This window comes from Agarivorans litoreus, from assembly GCF_019649015.1.
GTDB classification, from domain to species: Bacteria; Pseudomonadota; Gammaproteobacteria; order Enterobacterales; family Celerinatantimonadaceae; genus Agarivorans; species Agarivorans litoreus.
Genome location: NZ_BLPI01000001.1, coordinates 112,364 through 133,748 on the forward strand (window position 1 = coordinate 112,364; position 21,385 = coordinate 133,748).

The following is a 21,385-nucleotide window of genomic DNA, read 5'->3' on the forward strand; positions in this document are numbered from 1 at the left end:
AATAAGGGGATTTGGTCATTAATGCTTAGGTTAGCGCAACTCTCACCGCTTTTCTCAATTAATCAGTAGTAAAGTGAGATAGAAAACATTTTCATAGGCAAAAAAAAGCGCTCCGAAGAGCGCCTGTTTATAAAATAATCACTTTTACTTGCTAGCTTTGTTACGAGCGTCTGTTAATGAGTGCATTAAGTGTTGAACATCATGATTGTTAAACAAGTCACTTAAATTCCAAGTTAACTTACGGCGCCAGTTTGGGTATTCGCTTGAAGTACCCGGTACATTGACTGGCTTATCCATCTCCATCCAATCTTCTAACTGAACAGATAGTAAGTTACAGCTGCCCTTTGCCATGTGAACTTGTATACCGTAGTTCAAACCTTTGTCCATGCCCACCCAGTTTACATCTCGAGAAATGTAATCAGGAATGCTTTGGTGACCGTGCAAGGTATCTAACAGCTTTTGCTTGTTCTCATGACGATCTTGGTAAAGACTTTGTAGCACTTCTTCGTCAGGGTAAATGCCTAGCTCGCGACCTAAGGCTAAATCATCACAATGCCAGAAACCGCGTAAGGTTGGCATATCGTGAGTAGTTACCGCAGACATTGCCTGCTCTGGGTAATGCGCCGGTGAAATAAAGCCACCATCTTCTGCTTGCTCAAAGAAGAAAATACGGTAAGAGTGAACACCGTTTTCTTGTAGAACTTCAAAGATGCCATCAGGAACAGTACCTAAGTCTTCGCCAATGATTAAACACTGGTTGCGATGACTTTCAAGTGCCAGAATACCTAGCAAGTCTTGAATTGGGTAGTAAAGGTAAGCACCTTTATCTGCTGAATCTTCAACAGGAACTAGCCATAAGCGCAATAGAGCCATTGCATGGTCGATACGCAAAGAACCACATGAGCGCATATTAGAACGGAATAAATCAACCATTGGCTGATATTGTTGCTCTTCTAGCACAGCTGGATCCATTGGAGGCAAGCCCCACTTCTGACCTAGTGGGCCAAGAATATCTGGCGGAGCACCAACACTTGCGTCAAGAGAGTACAAATCGCCATTTGCCCATATCTCAACACTACCTTCACTCACACCCACAGCTAAATCACGGTATAAGCCCATGACCATGCCCGACTCTTTAGCAACCGCATCTACAGCAGCTAATTGCTCATCGGCAATCCACTGTAGCCATAAGTAGAAATCTACAGCTTCTTGGTTAGCTTTTACCCACTCAGCTACTGCTGGTAGGTGGTATTCTTTGTACTCGTCTGGCCACGCTGGCCAACCCCAAGCATTACCAATACTGTCGTATAAATGTGCTTGTAGCGCATCATAAGTAGCTTGAGCTTGTAAGCTTTCGCCACCTTCTTTAACGAAAGTGCGGAATTCATTAGCTCGCTTAGTACGACCCTTCTGAATAGTTTGGAACTGCTTGAAAACAAGCTTAAGTGCTTCGAGTTTTGCTTCCGTTACACCGGTGTAGTCTACCCACTCGCTGCTGCGTAACTGTTCCAAACGGTTTTGGAAAGCACCGCTAGCCACTAGGGCTGCAGCATCTGAATCGGCAAATTCTGTGATAGCTTCTACGTCGATATAAACAATATTCAACCAACGACGCGAGGATGGACTATAAGGGCTGGCGGCTTCTGGGTTAGCTGGGTATAGCGAGTGAATCGGGTTTAGACCGACAAAATCACCGCCACGCTCAGCAATGTTTTTAACTAATACCTGTAAATCTGAGAAGTCGCCGATACCCCAGTTAGTCTCTGTACGTAAACAATATAACTGTACACTTGGGCCCCATACTTTTTTGCCATTAGCAATTTGAGGCTGAATGTAAGCGGCTTTGGGAGCAACAATGTAGCGAGTTTCAGCCAGAACCTTACGACCACCTTTAAGAGAGACACTTAAAGAGTGATAACCAATAGGTAAATCCAAGTTTAAGTTAACGATGTAAGCTTGGTATTCAACATCATTAACAGTGTGAGTTTCTATCAACTCTCCCTCTACAGGAGTAATTTGTCCTTTAAACTCTTCACCTTGCTCAGTCTTCAACTTCCAAGTGAACGCTTTATTAGCTAACTCGATAGGAACACGGATCTCTAATGGATATTCAGAAGCTACACGTACCACTTTTACTACCGGCATAACTTTTTGCCAATAGTTTAGTACGTCCTCTTCATAACGCTGTGCTAGTTGCTCTGCATCGTCTACAGGGTAGCCAAGCGCTTTTAACAGTTTTGATTTGCTTTCAGGTACGACTTGCGCCGGATTACCCCAAGCATCTACATAGCTGGTTTCAATGCCGCGAAGCTTAACCAACTGTTCAATGATTTGATCTGACATAACATTTCCCGAGTTATTGCTTTTGTCTAACTAATTATTATTTTTTAGCGCGTGTATTGTACTCATCCTAACGCTCGATTTATCGATCTAGCACAAATTTCGCTAAATTAATTTTATCCGAGATTTAGTGATATTGATTGTTTTTTTTTACTTCTGAGCTAATACTTCGTTCTGCAAATGTTAGCTTGCTCATTTTTAAACCATTAATTGATATCGCGCAAATTAATTGGCGATTGAACTTGACCATTTTTAAAAATGTTGTAAGTTTACAACCAATTTCTACATCTGTTAACACTTGGAACATTAGGTATCACTATGACAATTAAAGTTGGTATTAACGGTTTTGGCCGTATTGGACGTTTCGTATTCCGTGCTTCTGTTGAGCGCAGCGACATTGAAGTAGTAGGCATCAACGACTTAATCGACGTTGAATACATGGCTTACATGCTTAAGTATGACTCAACTCACGGTCGCTTCAACGGCAGCGTAGAAGTAGTTGACGGTAACTTAGTAGTAAACGGCAACGTTGTTCGCGTAACTGCAGAGCGCAACCCTGAAGATCTAAAATGGGGTGAAATTGGTGTTGATGTAGTTGCTGAAGCAACTGGTATCTTCCTAACTGACGAGACCGCTCGTAAGCACATCACTGCTGGCGCGAAGAAAGTAGTTCTAACTGGTCCTTCTAAAGACGCTACTCCTATGTTCGTAATGGGCGTAAACCAAGAGTCTTACGCTGGTCAAGACATCGTTTCTAACGCTTCTTGTACTACTAACTGTTTAGCGCCTATTGCTAAAGTTCTAAACGACAAGTGGGGCATTGAATCTGGTCTTATGACTACTGTTCACGCTACTACTGCTACTCAGAAAACTGTTGACGGTCCTTCTGCTAAAGACTGGCGCGGTGGTCGTGGTGCTTCTCAAAACATCATCCCGTCTTCAACTGGTGCAGCTAAAGCTGTAGGTGTTGTACTTCCTGAGCTAAACGGCAAACTAACTGGTATGGCTTTCCGCGTGCCTACTGCTAACGTTTCTGTAGTTGACCTAACAGTTAACCTAAAAGAAGCTGCTAGCTACGAAGAAATCTGTGCTGCTATGAAAGCTGCTTCTGAAGGCGAAATGGCTGGCGTACTTGGTTACACTGAAGACCAAGTTGTTTCTCAAGATTTCATCGGCGAAACTCAAACTTCTGTATTCGATGCAAAAGCTGGTGTAGCTCTAACTGACAAATTCGTTAAAGTTGTATCTTGGTACGACAACGAAATCGGTTACTCAAACAAAGTTCTAGACCTAATCGCTCACATCTCTAAATAAGATATGTAGTTACTAGATAGAATTTAAAAGCGGCCTTAGGGTCGCTTTTTTTATAGGTAAAAATCATGATCTTAGAAAAGCTTAAGCTAACGGTTATTAAGCAGATAGATAACGCGGTGTTTGAAGTTAGCAACCCCGAAGGGATGGTGTTTTATTGGGTTGATCATCCCAATGCTAAAGCACTCATTGCTCAGCAAGGCGCTCACCTTGTCTCATACCGCCCTAACCCAGGTGAAGAAACCCTTTGGTTAAGTGATGATAGTCTGTTTACCCAAGGGAAAGCCATTAGAGGCGGAATACCCATCTGTTGGCCACGCTTTGGTAACCTAGGCGATAACAGTCTTCCGAAACACGGCTTTGCTAGAACAAGCCTTTGGTCTTTAGATGAAACCAATACCAGTGAGGATAGCTGCTCAATTCGTTTGAGTTTAAAGCACAGCGCTACACCGGGCATTGCATTAACTTGCTTGTTTACCTTTACTAACAATCTTTGTGTAGACTTAATCACCAAGAACAATAGTGAAAATAGCTTTGAATTCACAGGTGCCTTGCACAGCTATTTCATTACTGATGTAAAAAAACTACACATCGGATCACTTGGGAAACAATATTTTGATGCTCTTAGCCAAAAAGTTGTGGTTGAATCAGCTGGTTTTAAGCTTAGTGAAGAAACCGACCGTATCTATCTACAGTCAGCAGATAGCAATGTAATCACTAATGGTGAACGTTCATTAAACATTCACCATAGTGGTAATGACAGCGTAGTTGTTTGGAACCCAGGCGAACAATTAACCAACCAAATGGATGATGTTAGCGACTATCACCAGTTTATTTGTGTTGAAACGGCCATTACTCAATCACCAGTTTGTTTGCCACCTCAGCGCTCTCACTGTCTACAACAAATTATTTCTTAACAAAAAAGCCCTAGGCATTACACCTAGGGCTTTTAATTCCACACCGTTTAAGAATTACACTTTAGTAATGCCAAACACTTGGTTCTCTTGCTCTTGTACACGGATGAAAGTGGTACGTTTAGTCAGTTCTTTAAGTTCAGACGCACCCACGTAAGTACATGCAGAACGAACACCACCAAGAATATCCTGAACCGTAAGCTGTACACTGCCTTTATAAGGTAGCAGCACAGTTTTGCCTTCAGAAGCACGATATTCGGCTACACCACCAGTGTGTTTGTCCATAGCTGTTTGAGAGCTCATTCCATAGAATTTCATGAACTTATTACCATTTTCTTCTACAACTTCGCCGCCATTTTCTTCGTGCGCTGCTAACATGCCGCCGAGCATTACAAAGTCAGCTCCACCGCCAAATGCTTTAGCGACATCACCAGCCTGCGTACAACCGCCATCACCAACAATTTGACCACCTAGGCCATGAGCAGCATCTGCACATTCGATAATAGCTGATAATTGCGGGTAGCCTACACCAGTTTTAACGCGTGTTGTACATACACTACCTGGGCCAATACCTACTTTAACGATGTCTGCACCACTAAGAATGAGCTCTTCAACCATTTCACCAGTAACCACGTTACCCGCAACGATAACTTTATCAGAAAAGGTTTCGCGCATTTTTCGTACATAACCAACAAAGTGTTCTGAATAGCCATTAGCAACATCTACACAAATGAATTGTAAGTTACTATTCAGCGCCAAAATCTGCTTGGTTTTTTCAAAGTCTGCGTCTGAAGTACCACAACTCACCATCAGATACTTAATTTTGTCGGCCGCCATACCGGCTAAAAACTGCGACCACTGTTCGATAGTGTAGTGTTTATGAACTGCTGTCATCATTCGGTGCTCAGCCAATGCTTTTGCTAAACCAAATGTCCCAACAGTATCCATATTAGCAGCAATTACAGGCACACCTTGCCATTGACTACCAGTATGTTTAAAGGTAAACTTCCGATCTAGTACAACCTGAGAACGGCTCTTCAAGGTAGAACGCTTAGGCTTGATTAAAACGTCTTTAAAACCCAGCTTTATATCTGTTTCAACTCTCATCTACTTCTCTGCTAGTTATTAGGCACAAAACCCAAAAATTATAACAAACCTTTATTGATAATAAAAATGTTAATGCACCTTTTTGTGCGAAAAGTTTAGATACAAAAAAGCCTGCAACTTGTGCAGGCTTTTTTAAAGAGAAACGGTTAGGCGTTACCCTTAACCTTTATTTGGTTAGTCTTGGCAAAACCTAGCATTCGATTTAGCGGTACTAAAGCCTTATCGATTAAGGCTTCATCAACAAATACTTCTTTGCCGCTAGCATCAATTAATGCCTCTTCTATTGCCTTCAAGCCGTTCATGGCCATCCATGGGCAGTGTGCGCAAGAACGACAAGTGGCGCCATTACCACCCGTTGGCGCTTCAATCATTTCTTTATCCGGACAAGCTTGCTGCATCTTATAGAAGATACCTTTATCGGTAGCAACAATAAGCTTCTGGTTTGGTAAAGATTTTGCCGCGGCAATCAACTGGCTGGTTGAACCCACTGCATCAGCGATTTCTACAACGCTTTCTGGCGACTCAGGATGAACCAACACTGCAGCATCAGGGTATTGCTGCTTAAGTTGCTTCAAGGCTTTCGCTTTAAACTCATCATGAACGATACAAGCACCCTGCCACAACAACATATCGGCACCTGTTTGCCTCGCTACATAACCACCTAAGTGTTTATCCGGAGCCCAAATAATTTTGTGCCCCTCAGCGTCTAGGTGCTCAACCACGTCTACCGCAATGCTAGAGGTAACCACCCAATCGGCTCGCGCCTTAACAGCAGCAGAGGTATTGGCGTATACCACTACAGTGTAGTCTGGATGAGCATCACAAAACTCCGCAAACTCTTTTTCAGGACAGCCTAAATCTAGTGAACAAGTTGCCTCCAGAGTTGGCATGATTACTTTTTTTTCTGGTGTTAGGATTTTGGCCGTTTCGCCCATAAAACGCACGCCAGCCACTAGCAGCGTTTTAGCTGGGTGGTTGTTACCAAAACGAGCCATCTCTAAAGAATCGGCAACACAGCCGCCAGTTTCTTCGGCCAAAGCTTGGATCTCAGGATCTGTATAATAATGAGCAACCAACACCGCGTCCTGCTCTATAAGCAACTGCTTAATGCGTTCTTTATGCGCTGCGCGCTGCTCGGCATTAAGTGGAGCAGGCTTAGGAGGAAATGGGTAAATTGATTCGTTAAAATATTCGAGCTGTTGCATAACTACATCTGAGATAAAAATAGTTCGAGTATTATACACGGCGATGTTAGCTAATGGCAGCTATTGGACTAAAGAATTAGTCTAGTTCTTGGAGATAAACCTTAAGAAATGGTGGGTTGTGAAGGATTTGAACCTTCGACCAATTGATTAAAAGTCAACTGCTCTACCAACTGAGCTAACAACCCTTAGATAGTAGTAGCAATAACAGCAGTGGTGGGTTGTGAAGGATTTGAACCTTCGACCAATTGATTAAAAGTCAACTGCTCTACCAACTGAGCTAACAACCCGTTACTGTTAATGCATATTTTGAAACGAAGAAGTGGTGGGTTGTGAAGGATTTGAACCTTCGACCAATTGATTAAAAGTCAACTGCTCTACCAACTGAGCTAACAACCCATAACGTTTCAAAATAGTGGTGGGTCGTGAAGGATTTGAACCTTCGACCAATTGATTAAAAGTCAACTGCTCTACCAACTGAGCTAACGACCCACTAAAAAGTGGTAATAGAAATGGTGGGTTGTGAAGGATTTGAACCTTCGACCAATTGATTAAAAGTCAACTGCTCTACCAACTGAGCTAACAACCCATAAATCTATTACAGCGAAGTATCAAAGTGGTGGGTTGTGAAGGATTTGAACCTTCGACCAATTGATTAAAAGTCAACTGCTCTACCAACTGAGCTAACAACCCGCTCTGAACTTCTGTTAAATCCGCTTCAATTTGCTTGCGCAATTGGCCTGACTCAACGGCGGCCTATGATACGGATTTAAGACTGTTGTGCAACAGTAATTTGAATCTTTTTTTCTAAGCGTTCAGCAAATAAGCAACCAGCTTCTTGTTTGTACAGAATTTTGAATTTACTGAACTTTATTTGCTAAAACTTAGACTACAACTTCGCTAAACGCGTTTGCGCCAAGCCAGCGGCGGCAGTGTTTGGATGCTCTTTAACTACCCGAGTAAACAGCGATTTTGCTTCAGCATTGTTATTTTGAAATTGGGCAATGATACCTAATTTTAACAATGACTCAGCCACCTTATTAGAATCGGGATAATCGTTAACAACTTTATTAAACTGCTCAGACGCCTGATCACGCTGCCCACGAGTATATTGTAGCTGGCCTAGCCAATAATGCGCATTTGGCGCGTAACCAGATTTTGGATAATCCTTGATGAAGCTTTGAAATGCAGGAATAGCTGCATCGTAGTCTTTATCTTGCATCACTAATGCAACGGCCGCATCGTAAGCTTGGTCTTCTCCCGCTGCAACAGGAGCGGCCTCAGTGGCGGCTTTAGCAGTAATTGGTGAAGCTTGTAATTGGGCAAAACGACGATCTAACTCTTGGTAGATTTCACGCTGACGCTCGATCAACTGCTCTATCTGATAATTACTTTGCTCTAACTGCCCTACCATTGTCGACATACTATCAGACATATCTTCAACTTGATTTTGCAAATCTAATTGAACCTGATTACGCGCCTGTAACATACGTTCTAAACGTTCTATACGCTGCTCCATAGTAAGATTACTTGAAGACAACGCCACAGAGTTGTTAGGGGCGGAGCTTGCACCTGCATCTTCTACTGGCGCAGCTGCATTGATGCTAGCTGAAAATAAAACGGCTACAGAAGTAGCCGTAATCATATTAAGTTTCATAAATTACTCTACACAATCAAGCGTATTAATAAACTAACACAGCACGACGATTCTTAGCCATAGCTGCGTCGGTATGAGAGTTATCTACTGGCTTTTCTTCACCGTAGCTAACAATAGAAATCTGCGACGCCAACACACCTAAACTTTGAAGGTACTTTGATACCGCTTTGCCACGTCGTTCGCCCAAAGCGATGTTGTACTCAGGCGTGCCTTTTTCATCGGTATGGCCTTCGATTAGTACTGTAACTGATGGGTTGTCACGTAAGTAACTCGCATGCGCTTCTAATATTTCTGCAAACTCATCACGAATGTCTGAACGGTCAAATTCAAAATATACCACTTGGCTTTGACGAAGTTCAGCCGCTTTTTGACGCTCTTCTTCTTCAGCACTTAGTACTGGGTCAACGGCACCCACTTCAACACCATTATTTGTTTGGCCTTCACCAGTGGTGCTATCTTCAACAACAACACCACCTGCTTTATCTTGCTCGCTCACATCACTATCGCTGGTGTTGTTTGAACTACAAGCCGCTAAGCCTGCAAACGCTAGTCCTAAAAATACGGTTTTTACTACTCTTTCGAATTGCATTATGGATTCCTTATGATCACATAGTTTTTGTTAGTTTAAGAAGGGTGACCAAGCAGGGGCTCTTACACTGCCCTCTTTAGCTGGTAAAGTCGCTTTAAATCTTCCATCCATGGATACCAATGCTAAAACTTGGCGCCCACCTGCTACCGTGCTGTACATAATCATACTGCCATTGGGTGCAATAGTAGGAGACTCGTCCAGTTGAGTCCTAGTTAATACTTGCACGTAGCCAGTATCAAAATCTTGTCGAGCAATTCGGTATTGCCCATTCACTCTGCTAACCATCACCAAAGCCGAACCATCTGGAGTGACAGAGCCACCTAAGTTCATTTCGCCTTCCCAGGTTACTCGGTTAACTTTATTGGTATCGATATTCACTTTGTAAATTTGTGGTTTACCGCCGCGCTCTGATGAGAACAACAACTCGCTATTACCACCTGGTAGCCAAGTAGGTTCGGTATCAATACGACGGTTTTTAGTAATACGCTGTAACTTCTTAGTTTCTACATCGATTACATAAATGTCAGGTTGACCGTCTTTAGACAACACTAAAGCGATACTTTTCCCGTCAGGAGACCATTCAGGAGCACCGTTGATGCCGCTAAATGAGGTCAAAGTAGTTCTTTGTCCGGCTTCTGGGCCACGAATAGTATGTATGATTATCTCTGACTTTTTGTTTTCAAAACTAACGTATGCTAGTTTTTTTCCGTCGGGTGACCAAGCGGGTGACATGATAGGCTCTTTAGAACGTAGCAAGGTTTGCTCATTATGGCCGTCGTAGTCGGAAACCCTTAATTGATAGGGTAAATTGGCCCCTTCAACCACAACAACATAAACAATTTGGGTTAAGAATGCCCCTCGCTCTCCGGTAAGCGACTTGTATACATTGTCTGAAATTAGGTGAGCCATTTGACGAAGTTGTGCCTTAGCTACGCTTTTAAAGCGATCTAATAACACGTGATCTTGACTTGTGACTAACTGACCGTCTTTTAACTCTTGTTTATTGCCCGCAGTTACCTGACCGCGCAGCACATCTACCAGTGAATAGCTGACTTTATACTTTCCGCCTTCTAAAGCTTCTACATTGCCAAGTAACACAGCTTCTACACCTAAAGCAGCCCAAGCTTCATAATCTACTTGCTCAGCGGTTTGCGGAGTTTGCGGCATTTCGCTAATTGCAACAGGGTTAAATTTCCCTGAACGACGCAAATCATCTGCCACTACTTTAGCTAAATCTAGCGGAACCTTTCCATGTCCCTTCCATACAAACGGCACAACGCCTACTGGCCTTGCACTGTCTACGCCTTCCGTGATCACAATTTCTAGGTTAGCTTGAGCAACATTCATAAATGCAAACAAAAAGCCCACACTCACTAAAAATTTTCTAATCATCACAGCTATTCCGGTTTAAGAGTTAAAGTAATATTTTTCATTTTTTCAAATACATCGGGATCTTTTGAAACGGGTAAAGATACTGCTTTTTTGATTGCTCTACGAGCAGATTCACAAACCGCAGCGTCCCCTCTCCCATCGCCAATACTGGTAACAAATCCGCTTGATGCCAAGGTTAATTGTATTTGACACTGTTTACCAAACATACTTGGTTCTATTAGCCAGTTTCGTTGAATAGTCGACATAATCAACGCGCGATATTTATCCACTTCACCTAGTACTTGTCGTTGGTGACGCGCATTTGCCTCAGCCGCCATCTCTGCCTGCATTAAGCGCTCAAACTCAGCTTCTTGGCGAGCAATTTCAGCCTGTCGCTTCCGTTCAGCTTCAGCCTTGGCTGCTTTTTCTTTGGCAATACGGGCTTCTTCTTCTTTACGTTTACGTGTTTCTTCAGCTTTGCGCGCCGCTTCTTCGGCTTTCTTAGCGGCTTCTTCTGCTTTACGCTGTTCTTCAAGTTTTCGCACTCGCTCCGCTTCTGCAGCCACTGCTGCAGCTTCTGCGACTTTACGTTGCTCTTCTTTCTTTTTGCGCTCAGCTTCGGCTTTAGCCGCTTTTTGCTGCTCTAGCTTCTGTTTTTCTTGCGCCCGACGAGCTTGTTCATCGGCTTTGCGCTTTGCATCTTCTTTTTGGCGTTTTTCAAGCTCAAGTTGCTTAATCCGTTTTTCTTCGGCTAAACGTTTTTTGCGCGCTTGTTCAGCCTCTTTTTCGACTCTTTCTATTCGCTGTTTTTCTTGGTCTGCTTTATCTTTTTGTTGTTGCTTAATCCGCTCAACTTGCTGGCTAACCTGATTAATATCTACAGCAGTGGCGTTGATAATTGGCGCGCTAGGGGTGGGTGTTAACTTTACGCGCTCAAAATCTACCGACCACACCAAGGCGACAAATAGCACTGCGTGCAACAGTATTGAAATAACGATAGATAAGCTAAAAGGCGACTTCAATGCTATTCCTATTCTAATTATCGTCCGGCTGAGTCATTAAACCCACGGATGGCACACCCGCACTTTGCAGCAACACCATTAAGTTTATCACTTGCTCGTAACGAACGTTTTTGTCGCCACGCACTACCACCGGCAAATCCGGGTTTAACTGAAGATGTGCCATAACTACAGCTTTTAAATCATCCCCCGAAAGTGATTGATTAGCAGAATTGTCATCTTCACCGGTATCGAGGTAGTACTGACCGCTTTCAGTCACGGTAGCGACTAAAGGCGGCTTACTGTCTTCTGGCATTGCTTCAGCACTGGCTTGTGGAAGGTCAACTTTTACACCTTGGGTTATTAGCGGCGCTGTTACCATAAAGATAATTAATAATACCAACATCACATCGATGTAAGGTACAACGTTAATTTCGGCAACTAAACGTCGTTTAGGACGTTGGTAATGATTCACGCTCGCTCCTCTTAATTACTACCGCTGTGTGTTTGGCGATGTAAAATGCTAGAGAACTCTTCCATGAAGTTAGCGTAGCCGTGTTCAAGTTTAGCTACGCCCGTAGAAAAACGGTTAAAGGCAATAACAGCCGGAATAGCTGCAAATAACCCCATTGCAGTCGCGATAAGTGCTTCTGCAATACCTGGAGCTACCATGTTCAAACTTGCTTGTTGAACTTCACCCAGCGCGATAAAGGCATTCATAATACCCCATACCGTACCAAATAGGCCGATATATGGGCTAATCGAACCAATGGTGGCTAGCATGGGTAGTTGATTCTCTAGTGATTCAACCTCACGCGATAAAGATACCCGCATACTTCGATAAGTTCCGTCCATCACTGCATCGGCACTGCGACCACTGGTTTTATGTAAACGGATGTACTCACGAAAACCAGAGTGAAAAATCTGCTCCATGCCCTGCAAGTGATCAGCGCGTGCATTACTCTCTTGGTAAAGCTTATTAAGATCTACACCCGACCAGAACTTTTTCTCAAAAGCATCACTGGCAGTTTTGGCCACTTTTAATACGCGGTTACGGTTAATAATCATGGCCCATGAATAAACAGACATACTCACTAGCAACAACATTACAAATTTAACTAATAGGCTCGCCTGCCAAAACAAGCCGATAAATGACATATCAGAGTGCACCGAGTAAATCCTCTTTTAATGTTTCAGGAATGGCCGTGGCCTTCATTGATGACAATGTGACACAAGCTACAGTAACCATTCCCTGGGCGATGACTTGTTGATCAGCATTTCTAATGGTTTGTTCAAATACCAAGCTGGCTCTTTTCATTTTATTGATGGTGGTTTCTACCGAGAGCATTTGGTTGAATAAAGCAGGAAGTTTGTAATCGATATTTAGCGAGCGCACAACAAAACACAAATCTTGTTTCATTAATACATCTTGATCATAGCCAAGCTCGCGCAACCACTCTGTGCGGCCTCGTTCGAAGTACTTAATATGGTTGGCGTGATAAACCACCCCGCCAGCATCGGTATCTTCGTAATAAACCCGAACAGCTAAAACCGACATTACACCTATCCCAAATATATAATTACAAATTACTATACACAGGCTGGTGCCCAAGGTTAAGACTCTAGACACTTAATTTAGATAATTGATAAAGAAAATTGGAATAACGGCTTAAAATTAAACACTTTAAGCTCATTTTTTGGCTATGTTGTCGTTATTAAACGACAGCATTTTTATCGTTTAGGAAGGTCTAATCCGAGGTGTAAATAGGCTTTATCACTAGCAATGCGCCCGCGGGGAGTGCGTTGCAAAAAACCTTGTTGAATTAAGAAAGGTTCTAGCACATCTTCTATGGTTTCTTTATCTTCACCTATTGCAGCTGCCAGGTTGTCTAAACCCACCGGGCCACCAGCAAACGTTTCGGTAATGGCTTTAAGTAGCTTGGTATCCATGTAATCGAAGCCAGCGCTGTCTACGCTAAGCAAATCGAGTGCTTGCGCAGCAACTTTTTGAGTGACTTTACCGTCAAATTTCACATCGGCATAATCACGAACTCTACGTAATAAGCGATTTGCTATTCTTGGGGTTCCTCGAGAACGTTTAGCGACTTCCCAGGCTCCTTCTCCATCTAAGTCTAAATTGAGATAATGAGCACTTCGTTTAACGATATCGGATAAGTCTTTAGTATTGTAAAACTCTAGACGCTGTACGATGCCAAACCTGTCACGCAGAGGAGAAGTTAGCATTCCTGCTCTAGTGGTTGCACCAATCAAGGTAAAAGGCGGTAAATCCAACTTAATTGAACGCGCTGCCGGTCCTTCGCCGATCATAATATCCAGCTGATAATCTTCCATTGCTGGATATAACACTTCTTCTACTACAGCACTTAAGCGGTGAATTTCGTCGATAAATAATACGTCGCCAGGCTCTAAGTTAGTTAACAGCGCCGCTAAGTCACCGGCTTTTTCTAACACCGGGCCAGAGGTAGTTTTAATATTCACCTCTAACTCGTTAGCCACAATATTAGCCAAAGTGGTTTTACCTAAGCCAGGTGGGCCGAAAATGAGCAAATGATCTAAAGCATCGTCACGACGACGAGCAGCCTCAATAAAAATGTCTAACTGCTCTACAACCGCGTCTTGACCGGTGTAATCTTCGAGCTTTTTCGGTCTAATCGCTCGATCTACACTCTCTTCTTCGGGTACTGGTGTGGCTGCTACCAAACGGTCAGCTTCAATCATCTAAATTACCTTTGTTACAGTGCCGCTTTTAAGGCTTCTCTAATTAGCTCTTCACTACTCAAGCCGCTGGTCCATACTTGTTTAACCAACTTATCGGCTTGATTACCTTTATAACCCAAAGACTCTAGCGCCGCGATGGCTTCATCTCTAGGATCTACACTTGCTTGTAAAGGTAAATCGCCATGGCTGCTTAGGCTATCACTAATTGGCGTTTCTGGAAGTTCTACATTCCAGTTTTTCAAGCGGTCTTTCATTTCTACCAATAAACGCTCAGCAGTTTTTTTACCAATGCCCGGTACTTTCACTAGGCTCGATAGGTCTTCATGTTTAACCGCAAACACAAACTGTTCACAACTTAAACCAGATAAAATAGCTAATGCTACTTTAGGCCCAATGCCATTTACTTTTATCAACTCTCTAAACAAAGAGCGTGAAGCCTTATCATGAAAACCATAAAGCAACTGGGCATCTTCTCGCACAATAAAGTGAGTTAACAAGCGCACAGACTCACCCAGTTCAGGTAATTGATAAAAACAGTTCATGGGTAATTGAATCTCGTAGCCTACTCCAGCCACATCAATTAAAACAAAGGGGGGGACTTTTTCTTCTAAGATACCTTTAATGGTAGCGATCACTGCATAAACTCCTAAACTAACTGCGCTTAGCTTAACTCAAAGACTGGATATATATCCAGTCTTTGAGTTAAAAGTTTACTTAGCATCAATTAAGCCCTAATAGGTTTTAGTCTTCAGTATTAGGCCTTATTCATGTTGCAGCGATTTGTGTTTATGAACCAAGTTCCAATCGGCTAATACCGCATAAGCTGCCGGAATAATAAATAGCACCATCATAGTGGACGCAATAATGCCAAATACTATCGACACCACAATTGGTTGCACAACTTGAGCTTGTAAGCTGGTTTCCAGCAATAAAGGCAACAATCCTGCAGCCGTAGTCAAGGAGGTTAAAAACACTGCCCGAAAGCGCTCTTTACTGGCATTCACTACCGCTTGATAAACATCGTCCCCCTCATCTAAATGATAACGGATATACTGCACCAGCAATATTGAATCGTTAGTTACAATACCCGCTAGGGAAATAAAGCCCAAAATAGACGGCATGCTTAAGTTATGGCCTAACAAAAAGTGGCCCCACAATACGCCTATTAAGGCCATTGGAATCACCGTAAGCACCACTACTGGCTCTAAGTAACTTCTAAATTGAAAACTCAAAATAGCAAACACACCAAATATACCAATAGCAAAACTTTTGCTTAAAGAAGCCCCTACTTTCGCGCTCTCTTTGGCTTCACCTTCAAAATCTATCCGTAGGCCTGGGAACTGTTTTTGAAGCTCAGGCAAAAAGCTTTTTTGTACCAGTTGCATTACCTCGTTAGTATTCGCAACTCGGGTATCAACATCTGCCATTACTGTCACGGTGCGTAAACTGTTAATTCGTTGAATGCGTACATAAGCGCGCTGATATTCGATATTTGCTATCGACGATAACGGTACTTGCTGTCCATCGGCTAACACAATGGGAAAATTTGCTAAGGCTTGCAAGCTTCCGGATTGTTGTTTGTTAAGCCTTACGTCTATTTGCATATTTTCTGGGCCAATTTGAAACTCGTCGGCAATGACGCCTTGGTAAGAAGCGCGCAACTGCTCAGCAACCATTTGGCCATTCACCATAAATGACTCTGCACCACCTCGAAGAGAAATAACCACCTCTTCCTTGCCTGGTCGCATATCATCTAAAATGCTATTCACACCCTGAAACTTGCCCAAATAAGCTTGTAGCTCAACAGAAGCGGATTTTAGTGTATCTAGATTAGAGTGCTGCAAGCGAACTTCAATCGCCCGCCCTGCTGGCCCCATCGCCGGTTGAGTAAACGCCAACGCTAAAGGTAAAGCTTGCTCGCCAACTTGCTCGCGCCAAGCCGCAATAAAATCTTCGATATAACTATTGCGAACCTCTGCCGAGAGTAGATCAAGACGCACTGTAGCCACATGCGGCCCCGACTCGCCAGCATCGGCATTAAAATTATATTGCGCAGTTATATCGTGAATAAGCGTTTGAGGTTCATTGTTATCTTGGGTGAACCGTTCTCCAACTTGTTGCGCCGCATTTACGATTTCAGTAACTAGCGCCTCCGTTTGGCTCAAACTCGACCCAGGAGGAAGAATGATCCTTGCCTCTGCAATATCGCCATCTAACTCGGGAAAGGCGGTAAATTTAACTAAACCACTAATCACCAGTGAAAAAGATAACAGCAATAAACCCAAAGTTGCCCCTAGCGAGACGTAACGCCATTTCACTACAAAGGCTACTGCTGGTACTAACTTATTAAGGCGGAAGTTCTCGAAAGCATTTAAAAATTTAGCTTTAAACCCACTACTAGGCCGTTCAATTCCTTTGTGCTGCAAAGTATGACGAAGATGGTTAGGCAAAATTAAAAATGCTTCTACCAAACTAATGCATAGCACCAATAACAAGGCCATGGGAACCACGCTTAATACAGCCCCCATTTGACCGTCTAACCACATCAAACTTCCCAGTACAAAAATGGTAGTAAAGAACGACGAGATAACCCCAGGCGCAGCTTTTTTAACACCTTTTACAACCGCTTGGTCGGCGCTTAATCCACGCTCTAAATGCGCGGCAATGGACTCTGCTATCACAATCGCATCGTCCATCATAATACCAATGGCCATAAGCAAGCCCACTAGCGTCATGATATTGATCGACAATCCAAACACCGACATTAAAAACAAACCGCCCATAAAGGCCACCGGTAAGCCCGCTGCAATCCAAAATGAGTAACGCAGCGAGAAAAACAACCACATGCTTAAGAAAACCAAGATAATCCCTTGCCATCCATTTTTGAGCATCATGTTTAGACGATCGCTCAATAGAGAAGACATATCATTAGTAAGGGTTAAGCTCACTCCCTCTGGCGTAATAAGGCGCTGGTCATCAACAAACTGCTGAACAGACTGCTTAATCCGTAAGGCATCATCTGCTTTGTTTTTGCTGATTTTAAGAACCGCAGAAGGAAGGTTGTTAAACAGGATTTTTTCTTCGTCTAACTCAAATCTATCGCTGATAGTGGCAATATCACCTAGGTACACCACGCTGCCATTTTTATCTGAAGCAATCACCGTTTTAGCTAGCGCTATAGGGTCTCGCTTGCGCTGGTCAAAACGGATCAATAAGTTTTTATCGGTAAGCTCAATGGTGCCAGCAGGCAAGTTTATGTTTTGCTGGCTAATGGTACTCGCTACATCATTCACGCTAAGGTTTAACCTGCGTAGCGCAGTGTGATCTAACTCAACGCGCAGTTGATGATCCGAAAAACCACTCACGCTCACCATCGCCACCCCGTATTCAACCTTTAAGGTGTGTTTAAGCGCTTCTGCGTAAGCTTTTAAATCGGGCCAAGATGCTGGCGCACTTATTGCGATATCGACAACTGGCTCGGCCCAATCCATTTCTTTTACTACGGGCGGTTCAATTTGCTCTGGGAAATCCTTAATGGCATTTATTTCAGTTTGAATATCAACCAGCATTCGCCCTACGTCGGCATTACCATCAAGTTTTACAACTAACGAGCCAAGGCCCTCAACTGCCTCACAGCGTGTTTCTTCAATACTTGATAAACCATCAACTGCATCTTCCATCCGCATACATAAGCTTTCTTCCACTTCATTAGGTGACGCACCGGGATACACCACTGTTGCAATAATGAAGGGGTTGCTAAACTCGGGAAAGGTTTCCCGCTTTAAGGTACCAAGGCTGGTAAAGCCTAAAAGTATAAAACTCACCATAACTAGGTTTGCTAGCGTTGGATGGCGAATAAAGAAATTAAGCATTCGGCGCTTCCTCTACTCGCAAACTCATTCCCTCTACCGCTGGAATAAGATCGTTAAGAATGAGTTTTTGCCCACTGCTAATCTCACCACTGATAGCCACTCCTTGTTCGGTCCTAAACAACACAGTTATTGGGATTATGCGTAGTTTGTCTTGGTCATCCATAAGGTAAATATTGCTGCCATGTAGAGCGCGCTCGGGCACCACATAATGCTGCTGCGGATAGCCCTTAATGGTTGCTTGCACATACATACCTTTAGTCAGGGGGATTTGCTGGGCTAAATCCATTTCTGCAATATTTTGTGCAACTTCCAAAAACATACCAACCGTGGCTTGCTCTACACTCACCGACTCGGCAACACGAGTGACTGTTGCTGGCCAACGATACTCAATGCCCGACGCCACCAAACTCACAGAAGCTTCAAACGCCAACTCATCAATTGAAGGTAAACCCAAAGCATGTTGATAATGCTGAACGCTGCTAACCAAATGACGCATGTCGTTTAGTGACAGCTGTACACCGGCTACCATTACATCCAGTTTCTGCGCCACCACCATTACCGATTGCAAGTTAACCACTTGCTCTGTTTCAATATTTACTTCTGCAATTTTGGCATCGAAAGGTAGCACTATTTCTGTTTTACTCAGTTGCCGTTGTGCATCTTCAAGTTTAGCCTTTTCCACCGCGAGTTGAGCTTGAGCAACCCGCCTATCATCGGGAATAAGCTGTAGGGCATTCTCAAGCTCTTGAACCACATTATTGTGTATTAATACGTTTTGCTTTTGGTTTTCTAGCTCTGAGCTAGATATAAGATTTTGTGCTTTTAGTTTCTGTTTACGTTTATATTCTTCACTAACCAAAAGCGCACGCTGCCGTTCAATATCAAGGCTGACTTTTAGATTGGTTTCTTCTTGGTTAAGCCTAGCCAATTGAATTTTACTGGCATTCAAATTGGCTTCTGCTTGAACCATTTTTAAGTTGTACTCAAGAGGATCAATTTTAAGTAATAGTGTTCCCTTGGGCAAAAATCGACCTTCTTCTAACAAAGGATGTCGATAGACAATATTTCCACTCACTTCTGCTACCGCTTCCCAACTGGTTTTAGGCGCTACTTTACCGTAGGCCAGCGCTACAGGAGCAACAGCTTGTTGCTTTAAACTAGTGACCTCCACTAAACGAGAAGATTGAAGCTGAACATTTAACGGTGCAACTTCCTTTGTGGTAATAGCCATTACTAGGAAAAAGACGCCAATGGCAATGCCAGGAAAAATCAACCAAGGTTTATCTAGCTGCATTACGGTGTTCCTTAGGTTTAAACAATCCACGTTCAAGCAACTGAACATTATGATCTGCAAGTTTTAAAAATTTTTGTTTTGATAATTCAATTTGATTGGCTTCCAATAAACGCTCAGGCATCAAAAACGGAAACACCATTAAACTCAAAAAACTTATCTGTGCCATCTCGGGGTCTACGCCATCTAATAACGACTTATTTTTTAGCAATTTTTGAAATAACTCCCTGCTTTTAAAGCGACCCATACTGCCAATCATGATGTTTAGTTGCTGAGCACTTTCGTGCTCTTTAGGTAACCCAGCTAACTTGTATATCAATTTTGGGAAATAGGGGTTCTCTACCATGGTGGTGTAGTAAGCGCGCATCAACTTAGCTAAGTCACTGACTTCGGTGTGTTGTTTTCCATGTTGAAGGGTACTAAACACCGGATCAGATACTTTCTTTAGCATTTCGCCAAAAAGTTGTGCTTTCGAACCGAAGTAATACCTAATGAGCGCGGCGTCTACTTCGGCTTGGTTTGCCACCATGCGTATCGATACTTTGTCGTAGTCGTGTTTTACAAACAACTGAGTGGCAGCCTCTAGTAACTTTTTCCTAGCTTGACTATCACCTTTAGGCCGACCTACAGGGTTCTTTTGAGTCATGACTTAATGGTTTATTCATCACATGTAGAATAAATAATAAGATATAAGCCCGCACAATGCGCCAAGTAAAATTCTTCACAACTGAACTTTCAATGAATTTAACGTTGCTTTACACATTTAAAGCTGCTCGCTTAACACAGTGCACCTATAAATAAAGAAACAAAATTAAGTAACTTTCATCACGGTAGTGCACTAAATATGAGTGCGTAAGTAACTAGGATATTTACTTTTTTTACGTAACAATGCTACCTATGGGTATTTGTTGTATTGGAGGTACTATGGCAAGCGAGAGTGAGTTAAAAATTGGCCTAGCCTTAGGCAGCGGAGCTGCTAGAGGCTGGTCTCACCTAGGGGTAATTATGGCTTTGCAAGATATGGGGATCCGCCCACATATTGTATCTGGCTGCTCAATTGGTGCCTTAGTCGGTGCAGCTTACGCCTGCCAGCGAATAGATAAACTCAACCAGTGGGCCTTAAGCCTTTCTAGCTGGCAAGTTTTCAATTTAATGGACTTCTCTCTTTACCGAGGTGGATTATTAACTGGAGAAAAGGTCTTTAACGCTGCAGAAAAATATATCGGTAGCGACCGAATAGAACAGTTGGCCATTCCGTTTGGCGCTGTAGCTACCGAACTAGAGACAGGGAAAGAAGTTTGGTTACAAAAAGGCAGCGTGCGTGATGCTGTTCGCGCTTCATGTGCTATGCCGGGATTAATGGCCCCCTATCGTTTAAAAGATCAATGGCTAGTAGATGGCGCAGTGGTTAATCCCGTACCGGTATCTCTATGCAGAGCCATGGGGGCTGACGTAGTTATTGCGGTAAACCTAAACAATGATAAGTCTAGAATTGCATTAACCGATAACTCATTAAACATGGATGAACATAATGTAAATGTAAACGAACAGCCTTTTTGGCGATTATTAGGTGGCGGTAAAGATTTTCTCAATTCCATGCTTAGCAACCTGAAGCAGCCAAACAATAATCGCTCACCAGGGATGATAGGTGTTATGTCGACTTCGATTAGTATTATGCAGGAGCGATTAACCCGCACCCGTATGGCTGGTGATCCGCCAGATATTTTATTATCCCCAAAATTAGGGGATATTGGCATCATGGATTTCCATCGAGCCAAAGAAGCTATTGCCGAAGGTAAAAGAGTGACTGAACTGATGCGGCCACAAATAGAAGAAGAGCTGTTTTACCGCTAACTTAGCCTTTAAGCTTGATGAATAATATAAATCAAAATAATCATTATTATTGATAAGCATAGAAATAAACAATTAAAAACAAAGATTTAAAATATTTACTTGGATTTATCACGTTGCTAAATCCACATGCGTGCAATCCT

The 21,385-nt window shown here is 42.9% G+C and carries 18 protein-coding genes and 6 tRNA genes; 3 read left to right on the plus strand and 21 right to left on the minus strand.

Annotated elements, in window-relative coordinates:
* Window positions 1-144: 144 nt before the first annotated feature.
* Window positions 145-2,343, minus strand: a complete 2,199-nt coding sequence (gene malQ / locus K5L93_RS00525; protein ID WP_220718011.1) for a 4-alpha-glucanotransferase — start codon at window positions 2,341-2,343, stop codon at window positions 145-147.
* 315 nt (window positions 2,344-2,658) lie between these two features.
* Between malQ and gap the strand changes: the two genes are divergently transcribed.
* Together gap and K5L93_RS00535 are read left to right on the plus strand one after the other, a co-directional pair.
* Window positions 2,659-3,654, plus strand: coding sequence for a type I glyceraldehyde-3-phosphate dehydrogenase (gene gap / locus K5L93_RS00530; RefSeq protein ID WP_220718012.1), 996 nt, complete (start codon window positions 2,659-2,661; stop codon window positions 3,652-3,654).
* A 65-nt stretch (window positions 3,655-3,719) separates the two neighbouring features.
* Complete coding sequence (locus K5L93_RS00535; RefSeq protein WP_220718013.1) at window positions 3,720-4,568, plus strand: D-hexose-6-phosphate mutarotase; 849 nt, start codon at window positions 3,720-3,722, stop codon at window positions 4,566-4,568.
* Between the two features lie 54 nt (window positions 4,569-4,622).
* Here K5L93_RS00535 and K5L93_RS00540 read toward each other — a convergent pair whose 3' ends face one another.
* The 20 genes from K5L93_RS00540 to K5L93_RS00635 form a co-directional block, all read right to left on the minus strand.
* Window positions 4,623-5,672, minus strand: a complete 1,050-nt coding sequence (locus tag K5L93_RS00540; RefSeq protein ID WP_220718014.1) for a GMP reductase — start codon at window positions 5,670-5,672, stop codon at window positions 4,623-4,625.
* A gap of 146 nt (window positions 5,673-5,818) precedes the next feature.
* Window positions 5,819-6,877, minus strand: coding sequence for a quinolinate synthase NadA (nadA, locus tag K5L93_RS00545; protein ID WP_220718015.1), 1,059 nt, complete (start codon window positions 6,875-6,877; stop codon window positions 5,819-5,821).
* A 109-nt stretch (window positions 6,878-6,986) separates the two neighbouring features.
* Window positions 6,987-7,062, minus strand: a tRNA-Lys gene (locus tag K5L93_RS00550).
* Window positions 7,063-7,088: 26 nt separating this feature from the next.
* Window positions 7,089-7,164 (minus strand) — tRNA-Lys (locus K5L93_RS00555).
* A gap of 33 nt (window positions 7,165-7,197) precedes the next feature.
* Window positions 7,198-7,273, minus strand: a tRNA-Lys gene (locus tag K5L93_RS00560).
* A 17-nt stretch (window positions 7,274-7,290) separates the two neighbouring features.
* Window positions 7,291-7,366 (minus strand) — tRNA-Lys (locus tag K5L93_RS00565).
* A gap of 21 nt (window positions 7,367-7,387) precedes the next feature.
* A tRNA-Lys gene (locus K5L93_RS00570) sits at window positions 7,388-7,463 on the minus strand.
* A 28-nt stretch (window positions 7,464-7,491) separates the two neighbouring features.
* Window positions 7,492-7,567: transfer RNA gene (locus K5L93_RS00575), tRNA-Lys, on the minus strand.
* Window positions 7,568-7,763: 196 nt separating this feature from the next.
* The gene (gene ybgF / locus K5L93_RS00580) at window positions 7,764-8,531 is read right to left on the minus strand and encodes a tol-pal system protein YbgF (RefSeq protein WP_220718016.1); all 768 of its coding nucleotides are present in this window, start codon (window positions 8,529-8,531) and stop codon (window positions 7,764-7,766) included.
* 25 nt (window positions 8,532-8,556) lie between these two features.
* The gene (gene pal, locus K5L93_RS00585) at window positions 8,557-9,120 is read right to left on the minus strand and encodes a peptidoglycan-associated lipoprotein Pal (RefSeq protein ID WP_220718017.1); all 564 of its coding nucleotides are present in this window, start codon (window positions 9,118-9,120) and stop codon (window positions 8,557-8,559) included.
* 30 nt (window positions 9,121-9,150) lie between these two features.
* Window positions 9,151-10,512 carry a Tol-Pal system beta propeller repeat protein TolB gene (gene tolB, locus K5L93_RS00590; RefSeq protein ID WP_220718018.1) on the minus strand — a complete coding sequence of 454 codons (1,362 nt, stop codon included), beginning with the start codon at window positions 10,510-10,512 and terminating at the stop codon, window positions 9,151-9,153.
* Between the two features lie 5 nt (window positions 10,513-10,517).
* Window positions 10,518-11,513 (minus strand): cell envelope integrity protein TolA, encoded by a 996-nt coding sequence (gene tolA, locus K5L93_RS00595; RefSeq protein WP_220718019.1) that lies wholly within the window; start codon window positions 11,511-11,513, stop codon window positions 10,518-10,520.
* Window positions 11,514-11,526: 13 nt separating this feature from the next.
* Window positions 11,527-11,964 (minus strand): protein TolR, encoded by a 438-nt coding sequence (gene tolR, locus K5L93_RS00600; RefSeq protein ID WP_220718020.1) that lies wholly within the window; start codon window positions 11,962-11,964, stop codon window positions 11,527-11,529.
* Between the two features lie 11 nt (window positions 11,965-11,975).
* The gene (gene tolQ / locus K5L93_RS00605) at window positions 11,976-12,659 is read right to left on the minus strand and encodes a protein TolQ (RefSeq protein ID WP_220718021.1); all 684 of its coding nucleotides are present in this window, start codon (window positions 12,657-12,659) and stop codon (window positions 11,976-11,978) included.
* The gene (gene ybgC, locus K5L93_RS00610) at window positions 12,649-13,047 is read right to left on the minus strand and encodes a tol-pal system-associated acyl-CoA thioesterase (protein WP_220718022.1); all 399 of its coding nucleotides are present in this window, start codon (window positions 13,045-13,047) and stop codon (window positions 12,649-12,651) included. The genes tolQ and ybgC overlap by 11 nt, the downstream gene beginning before the upstream one ends.
* Window positions 13,048-13,220: 173 nt before the next feature.
* Window positions 13,221-14,228: a Holliday junction branch migration DNA helicase RuvB gene (ruvB, locus tag K5L93_RS00615; RefSeq protein WP_220718023.1), complete on the minus strand. Its 1,008-nt coding sequence runs from the start codon at window positions 14,226-14,228 to the stop codon at window positions 13,221-13,223.
* A gap of 14 nt (window positions 14,229-14,242) precedes the next feature.
* Window positions 14,243-14,863, minus strand: coding sequence for a Holliday junction branch migration protein RuvA (ruvA, locus tag K5L93_RS00620; protein ID WP_220718024.1), 621 nt, complete (start codon window positions 14,861-14,863; stop codon window positions 14,243-14,245).
* 126 nt (window positions 14,864-14,989) lie between these two features.
* Entirely contained in the window at window positions 14,990-18,100 is a 3,111-nt protein-coding gene (locus tag K5L93_RS00625; protein WP_220718025.1) for an efflux RND transporter permease subunit, read from the minus strand.
* Entirely contained in the window at window positions 18,093-19,394 is a 1,302-nt protein-coding gene (locus K5L93_RS00630; RefSeq protein WP_220718026.1) for an efflux RND transporter periplasmic adaptor subunit, read from the minus strand. Before K5L93_RS00630 ends, K5L93_RS00625 begins: the two co-directional genes overlap by 8 nt.
* Window positions 19,381-20,037: a TetR/AcrR family transcriptional regulator gene (locus K5L93_RS00635; RefSeq protein WP_220718027.1), complete on the minus strand. Its 657-nt coding sequence runs from the start codon at window positions 20,035-20,037 to the stop codon at window positions 19,381-19,383. Before K5L93_RS00635 ends, K5L93_RS00630 begins: the two co-directional genes overlap by 14 nt.
* Before the next feature lie 278 nt (window positions 20,038-20,315).
* On the opposite strand from K5L93_RS00635, the gene rssA reads away from it, so the two are divergent.
* Window positions 20,316-21,245: a patatin-like phospholipase RssA gene (gene rssA, locus K5L93_RS00640; protein ID WP_220718028.1), complete on the plus strand. Its 930-nt coding sequence runs from the start codon at window positions 20,316-20,318 to the stop codon at window positions 21,243-21,245.
* Window positions 21,246-21,385 lie beyond the last annotated feature (140 nt).

Coding starts and splice junctions, on each gene's coding strand:
- malQ (WP_220718011.1), bottom strand. CDS start 2,343: ATGTCAGATCAAATCATTGAACAGTTGGTTAAGCTTCGCGGCATTGAA.
- gap (WP_220718012.1), top strand. CDS start 2,659: ATGACAATTAAAGTTGGTATTAACGGTTTTGGCCGTATTGGACGTTTC.
- K5L93_RS00535 (WP_220718013.1), top strand. CDS start 3,720: ATGATCTTAGAAAAGCTTAAGCTAACGGTTATTAAGCAGATAGATAAC.
- K5L93_RS00540 (WP_220718014.1), bottom strand. CDS start 5,672: ATGAGAGTTGAAACAGATATAAAGCTGGGTTTTAAAGACGTTTTAATC.
- nadA (WP_220718015.1), bottom strand. CDS start 6,877: ATGCAACAGCTCGAATATTTTAACGAATCAATTTACCCATTTCCTCCT.
- ybgF (WP_220718016.1), bottom strand. CDS start 8,531: ATGAAACTTAATATGATTACGGCTACTTCTGTAGCCGTTTTATTTTCA.
- pal (WP_220718017.1), bottom strand. CDS start 9,120: ATGCAATTCGAAAGAGTAGTAAAAACCGTATTTTTAGGACTAGCGTTT.
- tolB (WP_220718018.1), bottom strand. CDS start 10,512: ATGATTAGAAAATTTTTAGTGAGTGTGGGCTTTTTGTTTGCATTTATG.
- ybgC (WP_220718022.1), bottom strand. CDS start 13,047: ATGTCGGTTTTAGCTGTTCGGGTTTATTACGAAGATACCGATGCTGGC.
- ruvB (WP_220718023.1), bottom strand. CDS start 14,228: ATGATTGAAGCTGACCGTTTGGTAGCAGCCACACCAGTACCCGAAGAA.
- K5L93_RS00625 (WP_220718025.1), bottom strand. CDS start 18,100: ATGCTTAATTTCTTTATTCGCCATCCAACGCTAGCAAACCTAGTTATG.
- K5L93_RS00630 (WP_220718026.1), bottom strand. CDS start 19,394: ATGCAGCTAGATAAACCTTGGTTGATTTTTCCTGGCATTGCCATTGGC.
- K5L93_RS00635 (WP_220718027.1), bottom strand. CDS start 20,037: ATGACTCAAAAGAACCCTGTAGGTCGGCCTAAAGGTGATAGTCAAGCT.
- rssA (WP_220718028.1), top strand. CDS start 20,316: ATGGCAAGCGAGAGTGAGTTAAAAATTGGCCTAGCCTTAGGCAGCGGA.